The sequence below is a fragment of the Paenibacillus oceani genome, assembly GCF_014705615.1.
Lineage (GTDB): Bacteria > Bacillota > Bacilli > Paenibacillales > NBRC-103111 > Paenibacillus_AB > Paenibacillus_AB oceani.
In genome coordinates, this window is the sequence record NZ_JACXJA010000015.1 from 16,447 (window position 1) to 29,553 (window position 13,107).

Consider the following 13,107-nt stretch of genomic DNA (forward strand, 5'->3'; position numbering starts at 1 on the left):
CTTGAATTCGAATTTACCGAATAAACGGGTAACCGCTTTTCCAGTACAATTCCTTATCCGTTCTGGAATGGGCTTCTACGATCGAAATCTCATGTTTGGCGAGATAGCTGCTCACAATTCTGGAGGAGATCTCATACGCCCGTTTCGATATATAGCGGATGTAAGCATCCGTGCCTGAAGCATCCAAATCGATTTTTTCCCAGAAGGCTGCTTCGCTTTCCGCGGAAACCTCATAGGGAGGGAAACCGGGATGAGGATATAAGGAGTCCCCCAAAACCATAGCTAATCCTTCATAGGCCAAGTACCCCCGCATTGTTTTGGAAGACGGAAAAACGGATTTATTTGGCGAGTCGATCAGGGCTTCCTGGGTGTATCGTACCGTATGACTGTATTCGTGGGCAATATTCCGCTTTAACCGCATCGGAGCAAGCTCGTCACATCGAATCCCGAGAAGGAATTTGCCAGGCGCGTAGCAGCACCCTCCCCCTTTGGACTCGATTGCGGGCAGGATGTGGATCGAAATGTCATCGATCGGGCACGGCAACAGATGAAAGACATGATTGGCGGTTTCGCAGGATAACTGGCGTAAATCGAAATCGAGCAGCTTCTGAAACGATTGATCCCGGTTCGGATCAGCGACGAATGGCTTGGTCGCATTTTCAATGCTGGCCCGGATCATCCACTGTTTGGGCTGATTGGCGGATAGCTCTTCGGTCAGATCATCCAAATATTGCGTATAATCCGCATCACCCAGCCGGATCAGCTCCGGAACGTAATTGAATACTTTGACGTACATCCGATCACCTCGCCATTTCTCAAATTAATCTACCCTGGATTTTTTCATCGTTAAGGCGGATATGAGATAGAAAAGAAGGACGGCACCAAACAGGTTGAACAGACTCGGTACGGCGGCCACAGTCAAATAAAGGCCATAAGGCAAAGACCAGACGAACACGATAATCATCAGTACCCGCAATCTGAATAAGGAAGCGGTTACACCTAGACAAGCGGGCAGAATGACCATGATGGAAATGAAAACAATCGTATCCGTTCCCGCCCGGGTCCCGGAGTATGGGTTCCAGAATAATAGGATCATACTTAGAATGATGCACCCGACAGAAGCGATCATACCCGGCGAGGAAAATCTCATCCCACTTGCATCCTCCTTCCGGTTTAGAGTTCAAAGGTTGTTATCCATTCAGAGCGATTGGCGGTTTTCAGACTCACAATGTGCTCTTGAAGTACAGTTGGTAGCACATTATTCCGTTTTATACTATCCGTACTAAACTCAATCCAGTAAAACTCAAGATGAGCCTCAACCGAATTAGGCGCATTGTGTGATTGTAAATGGTCTGAACTCGCTACAAAAAGATGACTGACCTCGTGATGCAATCTTCCCAACTCATCCGTTCTATGCGTCTCGACGACTCCAAGAAATCTGCCAATCTGGCACTCAACACCGAGCTCTTCATACAGTTCCCTTGCAAGCGCATTTTTCGCTCCTTCGCCGGGTTCCACCCCTCCGCCGGGCAAGAAAGAATGTGCTCCCTTCATTTGGGCAATCAACATTTTATTGTCGTGTACGATAACCGCCCGTACGATATTGCGAAAAAGGATGTTCATCTTCCCCGTCCTCCCGGTCGACATGCAGCAAATCGATCTGTAAGCCTACACTGTAACCAAATCATACCATACAGTAAATGATACTAGGGTAATAACGTATGGACACAGCCAAAAATGTAAAACCCCCAGCTGCAGCTCAGCCAGGGGTTACACTTCAACAATATTCGGTTCATCCTCACTCGTACAGCAAAAACGGCACGCGCGTCTGAGTCCACTCCGCCGCTTCCTTGTCCCATTCGTCTGCGATTCGCTCGGCGGCTCCAGGCTCGTGCAGCGTCTTGAGCACAACGTCGCTGCCGGTCAGCAGCTCGATAAACGACTTCGAGCCTTCCTTGAACGGCGGCAGCCAGGCGAATTCGTCCGGATGCATCTTCTGGATTTGCTCCAGCATATACAACCCGGTGCGGACTTGCAGGAACTTTTCCGGTTCCGTTACGTACAATTGAACCCCGCCGCATATCGCGCCTTGATGCTTGGAGAACATCGGAGTGAAATAGGCCGGATAAAAGATGACGCCTGGCAATCCGCGCCGGTTCAACGCTTCGGCGACATGTCTGCCGTCCATCCATGGAGCCCCGATCTGCTCGAACGGACGCGTCGTCCCTCTTCCCTCGGACAGATTCGTTCCTTCGAACAAGCAGGTGCCGGGATAGACGCGCGCCGTATCCATCGTCGGCATATTCGGGGACAGCATCGTCCATGGCATGCCGGTCTGCGGAAACTCCATGTTCCGCGTCCAGCCTTCCAGCGGAACGACCTGCAGGTTGCAGTTCATGCCCGATTCGGCGTTCACCAGTCTGGCGAATTCCCCGATGGTCAGCCCCGTCAAGATCGGGATTTTCCAGCCTCCGACCATCGACTGGTAGCCTTCGCGGAGAAGTCCCCCTTGGACCGACAAGCCGCCGAGCGGATTCGGCCGGTCTAGAACGATCAGCTCTTTGCCGGCTTTCGCACAAGCCTGCATCGTATAAATTAATGTCGTTAAATAAGTGAAAAACCGGACGCCCAAATCCTGATAGTCAAATACGAGCGCATCGACCGTATCCAGCATCTCGGGCGTCGGCGCCCGAAACTTCCCGTACAGGCTGTAGACGGGAATCCCCAACTCCGGCTCCGTCTCATCCTCGAACAAAATTCCCGCCTGCCGCTCCCCGCGGATACCGTGTTCGCAGGCGAACAAAGCGGTCAGCTTCCCTGCTTCCAGTCTTGCGCTTACGTCTATCGTAGACCGGTAATCGCGTGTAATCCCCGTATGATTCGAGAGCAGGCCAAACCGCTTGCCGCCCAGATAGGCGGACGGAGCGCGTGCGAGCACATCCACTCCCGCATAGATCGGCTGCCGGTTGATCGTTGCCAATAGGTTTCCCTCCTATTTTCGGGTTTCGATTTTCTCCATATCCCCCAGCACATTGCGGCTTCGCTGCAAATATTGGACCGCTTCCTCGAAGTTGGCGCTGGCGACGCCGAGATACAATATGTCGATCAGGTTCAGCTGTGCGATCCGTGACGCCATCGCCCCGCTCCGGATTTCATTCTCCGTCGAAGCGATATGTAGCGGAATCGCGGCAACGCTGCCCAGCGTCGTATGGCCGTACTTGGTAATGCCGATCGAAGGCGCACCGACTTCATTCGCATAGATCAAGCTTTGAATTACCGGCTTCGTTTCGCCCGAGTACGAGATGCCGACCGCCACATCGTCCGAACGGACCGTGACGGCCGCCGTCAGTTGCACCGTCGGATCGGTAAAGGTAAACGACGGTTTGTTAATCCGCAAAAACTTTTGCTGCGCATCCTGCGCGATCAGGTTGGAGGCGCCGACGCCGTAGAAAAAAATCCGGCTCGCCTTGCTCAGCGCCTCAACCGCCTGCTGCAAATGATGGAGATCCAATATTTTCATTGTATCGAGGATCGACTGCACATTGTTGTACGACACGTTCTGCACGATCGTATCGATCGAGTCATTGGGACGAAACTCGCGATATTCGTACCGTTCCTTCGATTGCAGATCGCCGATCACTTTCATCTTTAATTCCGGGTAACCCTTCAGCCCGAGCGATTTGCACAGCCGGATGATGGCCGCCTGGCTGCCTCCGCTCCGCTCGGCCAGATCCGCGACAGACATATGCGCCAGCTCATGCGGGTGAGCCAAAATATAATCCGCGATAATACGCTCCGACGGCGTAATTTGCCCGATCATTTCCCGTATCCGAACCAATCCGCCGTTCACATGAATTCCACCTTTTCTAGTTGCCGGCCTTATTATTCAAACCATTGGAGGCGCTTGTTCAGCCCTCCCCTCGGTACCATAAATCCTTGTGCCCGCTTGAAGTATACCGGCGCTCCGCGGACGACCGTCAACGCTTTGTAATAGTCGATATAGGGGAAACCGTACGTCTCGCCGCGGGCGAATGCGTATACGCTCAGCGCCCGGACCCAGGCGTCGAATGCTTCCTCGGGAATATCCACGAACACTTCCGGTACGAACTCGTGCATATCTTCCCAATTTTCCGAGAAGTAGATTTTCCGGGTATAGTGCGCCGGCAGCTCTCTCTCGATCGTTTTGAGCGCAGCGTAAAAATGCGCATCTTCTACAATCTTATGCGTGTTCGCGTGGTCTTTGTGGATGCTGTGTTTCCAGTGTGAAATAATGATGTCCGGCTTCAGCTCGCGGATGACGTCCGCCACTTCGTATTTGATCTGCTCGTCAACCGGAATTTCCGCATCCTTGTATTGCAAATAACGGACGTCAGCTCCGAGTATTTCCGCTGCTTTATACGATTCCTCGATTTTCTGCTTTGCGTATTCGTCCGGAGTCAGACGCGGATGCCCTTTCTCTCCCGGGGTGAGGTGGAGGAACGTCGCTTTATGGCCTTCCTGCGTATACTTCGCGATCGTCGCTCCCGCCGTCAGCTCCTGGTCTCCCGCATGCGCGCTAATCGCCAATATATGTTTTTTGGTTTGTTCCGTCATCGATTCGATCTCCTTTTCATTGTATCCAATAATCGTTTGGCAAATCAAATGGCTACTCTTTCAAGCCTGTGTTCATCATGCCCCGTACGTAATATTTCTGCAGGAAGACGAACACGATCAAAATCGGGACGGTGCTGATGACGAGCGCCGCATTGACGAGCGGCTGTGTCATATTCGCATCGAGATGGGATTTGAGCTGCTGGATGCCGACCGGCAATGTCGCCAAATCTTTGTTGACCGTGTACATGAGCAGCGCCCAGATAAATTCGTTCCAGCTGCCGATAAATTCGAAGATCGCCAGCGTCGAGAGCGCCGGTACCGTCATCGGGAGAATAAGCTGGAAGAAAATCCGCAGCTCGGACGCTCCGTCGATCCGGGCAGCCTCGATGTAAGCATCGTTGATCGTCATGATGAACTGGCGCATCAGGAAGATGCCGAACGCGCTGACCGTGAAGGGCAGAATTAGCGCGAGCATATATTTCGCCATCCCCCCGTCCCCGCCTTCTCCCATCCAGTCGTTGCCTCCGACGAACGGGAAATGAACCATGATGTAAAAGTTGGGGATCAGAAACAGAAACGCCGGGAACATCATCGTCGCCAGAATGAAGCGAAAGAGAACTTTCTGACCGCGAAACCGCAGCTTCGTCAGCGCATAACCGGCAAGCGAACTCGTCAGCAGCACGATCACCGTCGTCACGACGGACTTGACCAGACTGTTCTTGAACAGCAGCCCCAGCTTCAGTTGCTCGAACGCCGTCGCATAATTGCTCGTCTCGAACGTTTCCGGGAATAACGAATAATGAAGCCGGTTGTAGTCCGCCGTTCCTTTGAAGGAGGAGAAAATCATCTCGAGAAACGGGAATACCATCATGATGCTGCCGATGATGATGATCGTATACGAAAACCACGGAAATTTTTTCGGTTTCATGTGTAGCTCTCCACCCCTCCCCGGCGAAATACAGTCAGCTGAATGATCGTGACGATAAAGACGCAGATGAACAGAACAAATGCCATCGCGCTGGCAATTCCCCAATTGCCGTAAGAAAACGCCTGATTATACATCTCCAGCCCGCCGACGTTCGTCGAATTGCCGGGCCCGCCGTTTTTGGTCATGACGAGCGACAAGGTGAACGATTGCAGTCCTCCTATAAAGGAAGTAATAAGCACGAACAAAATCGACGGCTTGAGCAGCGGCAGCGTAATCTTCGAGAAAATGGCCCCGAGCCCCGCTCCTTCGATCGTCGCCGCCTCGTAATAATCGTCGGAGATCGCCTTAAGCCCTGCAGTCAAAATCAGCACCGAGCTGCCGATTCCGAGCCAGCCGCCCACGACGATAATCGAAGCGAGCGCCGTGTTCGGATCGTCCAGAAATTTGATCGACGAGACGCCCAGCTTGTTCAGCACGGCATTAATCAGCCCGTTCGTCGGGTTGTACAAATACAGCCACACGTTCCCGACCGCTACGACCGTCGTCACGGTAGGCAGGAAGTACAGCGTCCGCCAAAACCCTTCGAAGCGCAGACGGGTAATCGTGTAAGCGACGAACAGAGCGATGAAAAACGAGAGGCCGACCGTACCGAAGGCGAACACGAACGTGTTCTTGATGATCGGATTCAAAAAGGTCGAGCCGTCCGCGAACAGCGCTTTATAGTTTTTGAGGCCGACCCATTCGATCAGCGTCAAGTCGAAGCCGCCCCATTCCGTAAAGCTTAAAAACAACGAGAAGATTAACGGCACAAGGAAAAAGATCGCGTAAAACACGATGACTGGCGATAAAAACAACCAGCCCAGAAGTCCTTGGCCGCGGCTCAGTTTGCCATTTCCGCTCATGCCAATCCTCCAATCGGGTGCTGCTAGAAGCAGGTGTAGGGTAACGGGCCGGAGCGACCGGCCCTATGGATCGGATCGCAACGGCCCTCGTATGATGCTCTAGGATTATTTCGCGAGCTTGGACTGAATGTCTTTTTGGGCCGCTTGTACGGCTGCTTCCGGCGTCGTTTGACCGGTCCAGGTGCTCTCGATCTGCTTGAACAAAATATCCTGGATTTCCGTTCCGGCAGCCGGGTTCGGCTCCGGCAACGCGTAGTTCAAAGCGTCGACGAACGTCTTCAGCACGGCATCGCCGGCCAATTTGTCCTTGATCGGCTTCGCGTCAAGGTCGGACTTGCGGGTCGACAGCGAATTGAAGGCATCCAGCAGGAACCCGCCTTCCGGCGTCAAGCCGTCTTTAACCGATACCGTATTGAACCATTTGAGGAACTCCCATGCTTCCTTCTGATATTTCGATTTGTTGTTGACGCCCCACATCCACGTGTAAGCGATCGAGCCTTTCTTCGAGCCGTCCGGAGACGGAAGCGGCGCCGCGCCGATATTCTGGTAGGCCTCCTTCATCGTTCCGGCAAGCGAACCGGCATACCAGCCCGCCTGGATCGTCATCGCCGTTTGCTCGGCCGGGAACGTTTTGCTTACGCTGAACGAGACGTCCGCGATGCCGTCTTTGTAAAACTTCGCGGCATAATCCATCGTTTTCTTGCCTGCGTCGGAATCGAGCTGCGCCTTGGTCAGATCGTCGCTGATCAGCTGGCCGCCCGCCGTCGCCATCAGCGACATGAACGGCTGATCGACGATCGAAGCGTACCCGCGAACGAAGCCGAAGCCTTGCTGCGTAATTTTGCCGGAGCCGTCCTTTTTCGTAAGCGTCTTGGCCATGTTGTACATCTCATCCCATGTTTTCGGCGGATTGTCGAATCCGGCTTCCTTCAGCAGTTTTTTGTTATAGAACAAGGCGTAAGCGTTTACTTCCGTCGGGAAGCCGTATATTTTGCCGTCGATGGAGGCGCCTTTTACGGATGCGTCCGGGTAATTTTTCTTGACGTCGTCGATCACGTCGGCCGGCGGCTCGGCCAGCACTTTGTTTTTCGTCAGTTGGCCGCCCCATAGCGAATAGACGTGCATAATATCGGCGACCTGCCCGGCCGTTTGCTTCGCTTGGATCGTTTTCAGCAATTCCCCGAAGTCCACCGGCTCGAGCTTCACCTGGATGTCCGGATGGTCCTTGTTCCACATATCCACATACGGCTTCAGCTTCTCTTCCTGCGCTCCGGCGTAGTGGGACAGCAGCGTGAGCGTCACCGGACCTTTCTTGCCGTCGTCGCTTCCGCTGCCTTCTTTACCCGAGCCGCATGCGGCCAGACTGACTGCCAGCGCCGACGTGACGGCGAGGCTTACTGCGCGTACTGCCATTTTTTTGTTCATACGAAAAGACCTCCCTGAATGATAGATGAATGATTACACTTCTCTGCTTTCTCCGGGAAACCGGATGAACGACGCGGCCAGTAAGGTATTACGGGGACGTCAGAAGCTTTTCCGGCATACGTGAAACCGCCTCGTCACTTGAAAACCAAGCTTTTTGTACAGCAGCCCCGCCGTCGTCGTCTCCCCGGTCCACAAAAACCATGCTCCATGAAGTCCTTGAGCCCTCATGTTCGACAAACAATCGTGCAGCATCATTTTGCCGAGTCCCTTCCCTTGATGCGCCGGAGCGACACCGAACGGTCCGAACCGCTCGAGCACGCCCTCGTAGCCGCCGTGCATGCAGAACCCGATCAACTTGCCTTCGAAGCGGGCGACATGGATCGCGGACATCGGCAGACCGCGCAGCAGTCCTTCCCGGATCGCTCTTCCCCAGTCGGGGTTGAACAGGTCCGCCGCAAACCGGATCACATCAACGAGATCCCGGTCCTGCGCCAATCTGAACGCATACCCTTCGTCCTCCCGTGTTCGTTTCAACCGTTTGACGTCTTCAGGCGCTGCGTACCGGACCAGCGAATAGTCCATCGCCACCGGCGAATACAGCTTGGCGAACCCGTGTTTCAGCAGGAAGGCGTAACCGTCCGGGTAGCTTGCTTCATCCACGCCGGGTGTGAAATAGTTCGGCGCATACGATGAGAAAAATACGTGCTTGCGTCCCAACCGCTGCAAAAAGTCCAGCGCTTCCTCCATCAGTCTGCTGCCGATTCCCTGCCTTCGCCGATCCGGAGCGACAAAGAAAAACGGAATCCATCCGTTATCCGGCTCTAGCTCCGTCCCGTGCATCGGCAACAACCGCCTGACGGCATACACCGCGCCGACAAGCCGGCCGTCTTCATAGGCGAGACACAGCCCTTCCGGATCGAAATTAGCGTCAAGTAGCACCATATTGCGCAGTCTGATCGGCGTAACCGGATCGTGATGCAAACATTCGTTCCATAGTTGAACAATGGCCTCTTCGTTACCGCTTTCATAATGGCGGTATTCCAGATTCCCCATCTCCCTGTTGCCCTCCCCTCGCTTTTTTCCTCAGACACCCCGCTTGGATAAATCCGCTCGATATAAGGACCCGGATGACTGACAACGCTTACACACGCCTTATGAACTGACACAAAATTTCACTCATAAGGTCTGTGGTAAAATTTATTTTCATTTCCCACACGCCCATTATATCATCGTGAAATATTATTTCAACATAAATATTTAATCATAAAAATTTATTTTACAATCCTCGCCTTGATCGTTTATAGTTAGACAAAAGATACCGAAAGGAAATCCATTCACCCCTATGAGTTGCAGCCTCGATAAAACAGTTGTGGAGGGACATTTATGAATATGAATCGTGCTTTGGAGCGTCTCCTGACGGAGCAGCAAAATGAACATACCCGCGACATCGATCAGGCGCCGACACTGGGCATGCTTGAGATGATGAGCGACGAAGACCAGAAGGTCGCTTCGGCGGTCCGGGCCGTATTGCCTCAGATTGCGAAGGCGGTCGATGCGATTGTCGCCAGCTTCCGTGCGGGCGGCAGATTGTTTTATGTCGGAGCGGGAACGAGCGGACGGCTGGGCATCCTGGACGCCTCCGAATGTCCGCCGACATTCGGGACGGAACCGGAGATGGTGCAGGGAATTATAGCCGGCGGGGATACGGCTATTCGCTGTGCGGTGGAAGGTGCGGAGGACGACGAAGCGCTCGGCGCATCGGATATCGGGGAACGCGGCATTGGCGTGCACGATGTCGTGGTCGGGATCGCAGCCAGCGGACGGACCCCTTATGTCATCGGCGCGATGAAAAAAGCGAAGGAAGCCGGAGCGGCTGTCGTCTGCGTATGCAACAATCCCGATTCGGTCATGAGCAAGCACGCGGACATTTCGATCGAAGCGGTTACCGGGCCGGAAGCCGTGCTCGGCTCGACGCGGCTGAAAGCCGGGACGGCGCAGAAGATGATTTTGAACATGCTCACGACCGCCTCCTTTATTCAGATGGGCAAAGTGTACGGCAATCTGATGGTCGATCTGCAGGCAACGAACTTCAAACTTGTCAACCGGGCGAAAGGCATCATACAGCGGGCTACGGGGGCACCGGACGACATCGTGGAACAAGCTTTCCGGGCGACTCGCGGCGATGTGAAAACCGCTACGGTAATGATCGCCACCGGCTCCACGTACGAGCAGGCTAAGCAGTTGCTCCGGCAATCCGGCGGTTTCGTTCGCGGCGCGATTGAGATCAGTCTGACCGGCTCCGGCAAGCCGGCCGGTTGAGCTGAATAGCAAACAGACCCGCTCCCTTCCGAATCGTATTCGGCGGTTGGCGGGTTTTTGTTATTCCGGTTTGATTCAATTGGGAGTCCCTCTTCGTATCCCGATAACCCTTTCCCTTCCCTTGAAAAACTGTTCGTCCCGGCACCTCTTTTTTGCATGCCGCCGGATATCGTGTTAAGGTAAAAGCAGTTACCATTCCGATATTCAAGGAGGCTGACATCCCACTCATGAATTGCCCAATCTGTGACGATGTAAAGATGCGTGAAGTCGAAAAGGAAGGCATCCTGATCGACATCTGTCCTTCGTGCAAAGGAGTTTGGCTGGACCGCGGGGAGCTCGACAAATTGATGGCGGGTGTCCGAGAAGTACGCGAGCCGTTCAATCAATGGTATGACAGACAGGAGCCGCAGCCAGAACGGAGAACCGGTTATGAGGAACGCCCTCCCGCCTACTCGGAGCCGCAATACTATGACAAGCATCATCCGAAATACAAACGCAAAAAAAATGTAATGGATATTTTTGGGGACCTGTTCGATTGATACGATTTCGCAAACGACAGTCCTGCAGGATAGCTGATTTCCTTAAGGGGGCTGCCTCAGGTGGATGATTTGTACCGATTCGAATCGATCCTGGACGACCTGGCCGACAGCGCGCTGTCTTTTATCGTATCCAATCTGCTCGGGTTGCTATTTGCTCTGTTCGTCGCAGGATTGATTTTTCTATTGGTGGTATTAGGACTTAAGCGGAGCGTAACCAAAAAACGGCTCCGAAAAGCGATTAAACTGCAACAGAACCAAATGACCCGGTTGAATGCGCTTATTGCCGCCGAACCGTTTAGAGGATTGGGGCAAGGTTTCGTTCAGGGACGGACACAGCGGGCATTAGCGGACATCGAGAATAGACTGCTTGCCCTGCACCGGCAGGCCGAACCGCTCCAAGCCGAGCTTTTGGCGTGTAAAGTGCCATTTTTTTCCGTATTCAGCCCGATTGTGCGAGTTTACCGGCTCTACCGGGATACGAAAGCATGGTCCAGTCAGGTCGATAGTATGGCTGTGGAAGTAAACGGAATTGTAAACGTAGAGAAAAGCGCCTCCTCCTCTGCCCGGCAAGCAGCGAGCCATTTCTCCGAAGTTTCGGCCGCGATCGACCGGCTTCGCTCCGAGTCCGGTTACCCGCTCGATGAGCTGGTCCGCGAACGTCAACGCATACAGACGCTTCTCGATCAAACCGAACAAGCGGCCGCCTTTGATGTGATACAGGCCAATGCGGAGTTAAACGCCTTCGGCCGGGAGCTGAATGCCTTGCAGCGGCGGACGGATCAGATGCTCAAGCAGCTCCGCATCTTCGGGGAGATGCGTTCCCGGGTCGCCCGGGAAAAAGAGCAGCTGGACCGGACCCGTATAGAGCTCCAGTCCACTGATACCAACAGCATCGCGATCGCCATGAGACAGGTGGATACCATTTTGCAGAGACTGGAACAATCCCTCCGTCTGGGCCAAGACACCGATCTTCGCGCAGGCGCGGTTGAGGTCGAGCTACTGTTCAAGGAAGCGGCCAGCCGTCTGCAGACGGCCCGAAGCCGGTCCGAGTAAGACGCAACGCCAAAAAGCCGGTTGTCCGCGGTTTGCGGATTCCGGCGTTTTCTATTTACAGTTTGGTTAGTCATTTGAGTTTACATATTATTGTAATGTAAATAAAAAATTTACTCAGTATTGATTTATTTTAACAAATTGTCCACCAATCTTTTTATCCGCTCCATCCCCTGTTGTTCGGCCCTTTGTGCACGTCCTAACGCATGACTTGCCTGGTCTAGGGCGTCTCCATCTCTGATATGTTCAGGGCTGCGCTGATGAAAAGGAAACTTCTCCGCAACAAACTTTAACTCTTGAGAAACCTCATCGTACCATTTGGCTGCTTCATACAATTGTATTGCGTTCTCTCCACCGATTCGATCGGCGGCTTCTACTAAAAATTGTGCAGCTAACGTCCGGCATTCCTGCCAGAACGATGCATTATAGGCGACTCCAAAACCATCCGCACAACGATTGTCGAGAGCATATCTCCACGTCTCGTATCCTTGGAGTCCGCTATTGAAGCCTTCCTTGACCCACTTGCGAGGGCCCTGCCCATATTCAATTGCGAATTCAAGCGCTTCCTTCACTATTGCGGGATCATTGGACAAGTATGCTGGCTCTACAGTGTATAACTCCAACAATCCGATTGAAGATCTGCCAAGTTGGTCCCACGGTTTAAAAGCTTGACTAATATTATATTCCCCATGAAACATAAGTCTTCCCTTGTTATCTTCCAGAACGGAGAACTCGCGCCCATCTTCTACATCTTTGATGATCCAACAACCGAAACGCATGTAAATTTGCACGTTTGTCGATAAAGTTAAACCTCTAAGAAGTAAAGCTTGCCTCATTTTCTCGGAGAAAACGCCTATTTCTAAGTCCTGTTTCCAATCATTTTCGAGATCGAACAAATAATCAGCAGTTCCAATTCCTGAATAGAAATATCCATACTGGTTGTACCCATTTACAACATAGTATTCTGCAATCCCAAGTTCCCACCCTAGGCAAGGTATTCCTTTTTCTAACGAGCGTTTTACAGTTTCCCATGCGAGCCGTTGCTTGGTTTCAAACTGAGGGTCATTCTTCCATGCACTTACACTGTTGACGTTAAAACCGAGATTGTGCCCTAATAGTCTGGTCATTTCATTATTCCATGCTGTCGGTCCGGCCGCAGATACATTTTTGTTTATGTTTAGAACAAAAGCATGACCGACACCACCGGATAGCCAAGAATCAGACATTCGGATATTTAAAAAATCCAAGCAACCTTTCAACGCCCCTATATACGATGCCCAGAAAGGGCGCCATTTTAAGTTTTCAAGTTTGACTTGCATACATATCCCCCCCCTTCAAATATATGTACATC

Annotated in this window: 14 protein-coding genes; 3 read left to right on the forward strand and 11 right to left on the reverse strand. The window is 52.8% G+C overall.

The features are described from left to right. Positions 1-13 precede the first annotated feature (13 nt). The 10 genes from IDH45_RS12540 to IDH45_RS12585 form a co-directional block, all read right to left on the reverse strand. Positions 14-796 carry a hypothetical protein gene (locus IDH45_RS12540; RefSeq protein ID WP_190928053.1) on the reverse strand — a complete coding sequence of 261 codons (783 nt, stop codon included), beginning with the start codon at positions 794-796 and terminating at the stop codon, positions 14-16. A gap of 24 nt (positions 797-820) precedes the next feature. After that, the gene (locus IDH45_RS12545) at positions 821-1,150 is read right to left on the reverse strand and encodes a hypothetical protein (RefSeq protein WP_190928055.1); all 330 of its coding nucleotides are present in this window, start codon (positions 1,148-1,150) and stop codon (positions 821-823) included. Positions 1,151-1,173: 23 nt separating this feature from the next. After that, positions 1,174-1,623 (reverse strand): NUDIX domain-containing protein, encoded by a 450-nt coding sequence (locus tag IDH45_RS12550; protein ID WP_190928057.1) that lies wholly within the window; start codon positions 1,621-1,623, stop codon positions 1,174-1,176. Positions 1,624-1,798: 175 nt separating this feature from the next. Then, the gene (locus IDH45_RS12555) at positions 1,799-2,980 is read right to left on the reverse strand and encodes an exo-beta-N-acetylmuramidase NamZ family protein (protein WP_317891199.1); all 1,182 of its coding nucleotides are present in this window, start codon (positions 2,978-2,980) and stop codon (positions 1,799-1,801) included. A gap of 12 nt (positions 2,981-2,992) precedes the next feature. Beyond that, positions 2,993-3,850, reverse strand: coding sequence for a MurR/RpiR family transcriptional regulator (locus IDH45_RS12560; protein WP_190928059.1), 858 nt, complete (start codon positions 3,848-3,850; stop codon positions 2,993-2,995). A gap of 32 nt (positions 3,851-3,882) precedes the next feature. Next, positions 3,883-4,593 (reverse strand): PIG-L deacetylase family protein, encoded by a 711-nt coding sequence (locus IDH45_RS12565; protein ID WP_190928061.1) that lies wholly within the window; start codon positions 4,591-4,593, stop codon positions 3,883-3,885. 52 nt (positions 4,594-4,645) lie between these two features. After that, positions 4,646-5,521, reverse strand: coding sequence for a carbohydrate ABC transporter permease (locus IDH45_RS12570; RefSeq protein WP_190928063.1), 876 nt, complete (start codon positions 5,519-5,521; stop codon positions 4,646-4,648). Next, positions 5,518-6,423 (reverse strand): carbohydrate ABC transporter permease, encoded by a 906-nt coding sequence (locus IDH45_RS12575; protein WP_190928064.1) that lies wholly within the window; start codon positions 6,421-6,423, stop codon positions 5,518-5,520. The genes IDH45_RS12570 and IDH45_RS12575 overlap by 4 nt, the downstream gene beginning before the upstream one ends. Positions 6,424-6,528: 105 nt before the next feature. Continuing rightward, positions 6,529-7,848, reverse strand: coding sequence for an ABC transporter substrate-binding protein (locus IDH45_RS12580; protein WP_190928066.1), 1,320 nt, complete (start codon positions 7,846-7,848; stop codon positions 6,529-6,531). Positions 7,849-7,947: 99 nt separating this feature from the next. Continuing rightward, entirely contained in the window at positions 7,948-8,901 is a 954-nt protein-coding gene (locus IDH45_RS12585) for a GNAT family N-acetyltransferase (protein ID WP_190928068.1), read from the reverse strand. A gap of 336 nt (positions 8,902-9,237) precedes the next feature. Here IDH45_RS12585 and murQ point away from each other — a divergent pair, with 336 nt between their 5' ends. The 3 genes from murQ to IDH45_RS12600 all read left to right on the forward strand — a co-directional run bounded on the left by murQ (position 9,238) and on the right by IDH45_RS12600 (position 11,759). Then, the gene (murQ, locus tag IDH45_RS12590; protein ID WP_190928327.1) at positions 9,238-10,167 is read left to right on the forward strand and encodes an N-acetylmuramic acid 6-phosphate etherase; all 930 of its coding nucleotides are present in this window, start codon (positions 9,238-9,240) and stop codon (positions 10,165-10,167) included. 227 nt (positions 10,168-10,394) lie between these two features. Further along, positions 10,395-10,706, forward strand: coding sequence for a TFIIB-type zinc ribbon-containing protein (locus IDH45_RS12595; protein ID WP_190928070.1), 312 nt, complete (start codon positions 10,395-10,397; stop codon positions 10,704-10,706). Positions 10,707-10,766: 60 nt separating this feature from the next. Further along, a complete protein-coding gene (locus IDH45_RS12600) occupies positions 10,767-11,759 on the forward strand; it encodes a hypothetical protein (protein WP_190928072.1) in 993 nt (330 codons plus the stop codon). A gap of 125 nt (positions 11,760-11,884) precedes the next feature. Here the strand turns inward: IDH45_RS12600 and IDH45_RS12605 are convergent, their stop codons facing one another. Continuing rightward, positions 11,885-13,075 carry a hypothetical protein gene (locus tag IDH45_RS12605; RefSeq protein WP_190928074.1) on the reverse strand — a complete coding sequence of 397 codons (1,191 nt, stop codon included), beginning with the start codon at positions 13,073-13,075 and terminating at the stop codon, positions 11,885-11,887. Positions 13,076-13,107: the final 32 nt, after the last annotated feature.

Bases quoted from the DNA above. Each gene is read 5' to 3' on its own strand.
- IDH45_RS12550 (WP_190928057.1), bottom strand. From the start codon at position 1,623: ATGAACATCCTTTTTCGCAATATCGTACGGGCGGTTATCGTACACGAC.
- IDH45_RS12580 (WP_190928066.1), bottom strand. From the start codon at position 7,848: ATGAACAAAAAAATGGCAGTACGCGCAGTAAGCCTCGCCGTCACGTCG.
- IDH45_RS12540 (WP_190928053.1), bottom strand. From the start codon at position 796: ATGTACGTCAAAGTATTCAATTACGTTCCGGAGCTGATCCGGCTGGGT.
- IDH45_RS12605 (WP_190928074.1), bottom strand. From the start codon at position 13,075: ATGCAAGTCAAACTTGAAAACTTAAAATGGCGCCCTTTCTGGGCATCG.
- IDH45_RS12545 (WP_190928055.1), bottom strand. From the start codon at position 1,150: ATGAGATTTTCCTCGCCGGGTATGATCGCTTCTGTCGGGTGCATCATT.
- IDH45_RS12565 (WP_190928061.1), bottom strand. From the start codon at position 4,593: ATGACGGAACAAACCAAAAAACATATATTGGCGATTAGCGCGCATGCG.
- murQ (WP_190928327.1), top strand. From the start codon at position 9,238: ATGAATCGTGCTTTGGAGCGTCTCCTGACGGAGCAGCAAAATGAACAT.
- IDH45_RS12585 (WP_190928068.1), bottom strand. From the start codon at position 8,901: ATGGGGAATCTGGAATACCGCCATTATGAAAGCGGTAACGAAGAGGCC.
- IDH45_RS12595 (WP_190928070.1), top strand. From the start codon at position 10,395: ATGAATTGCCCAATCTGTGACGATGTAAAGATGCGTGAAGTCGAAAAG.
- IDH45_RS12575 (WP_190928064.1), bottom strand. From the start codon at position 6,423: ATGAGCGGAAATGGCAAACTGAGCCGCGGCCAAGGACTTCTGGGCTGG.
- IDH45_RS12570 (WP_190928063.1), bottom strand. From the start codon at position 5,521: ATGAAACCGAAAAAATTTCCGTGGTTTTCGTATACGATCATCATCATC.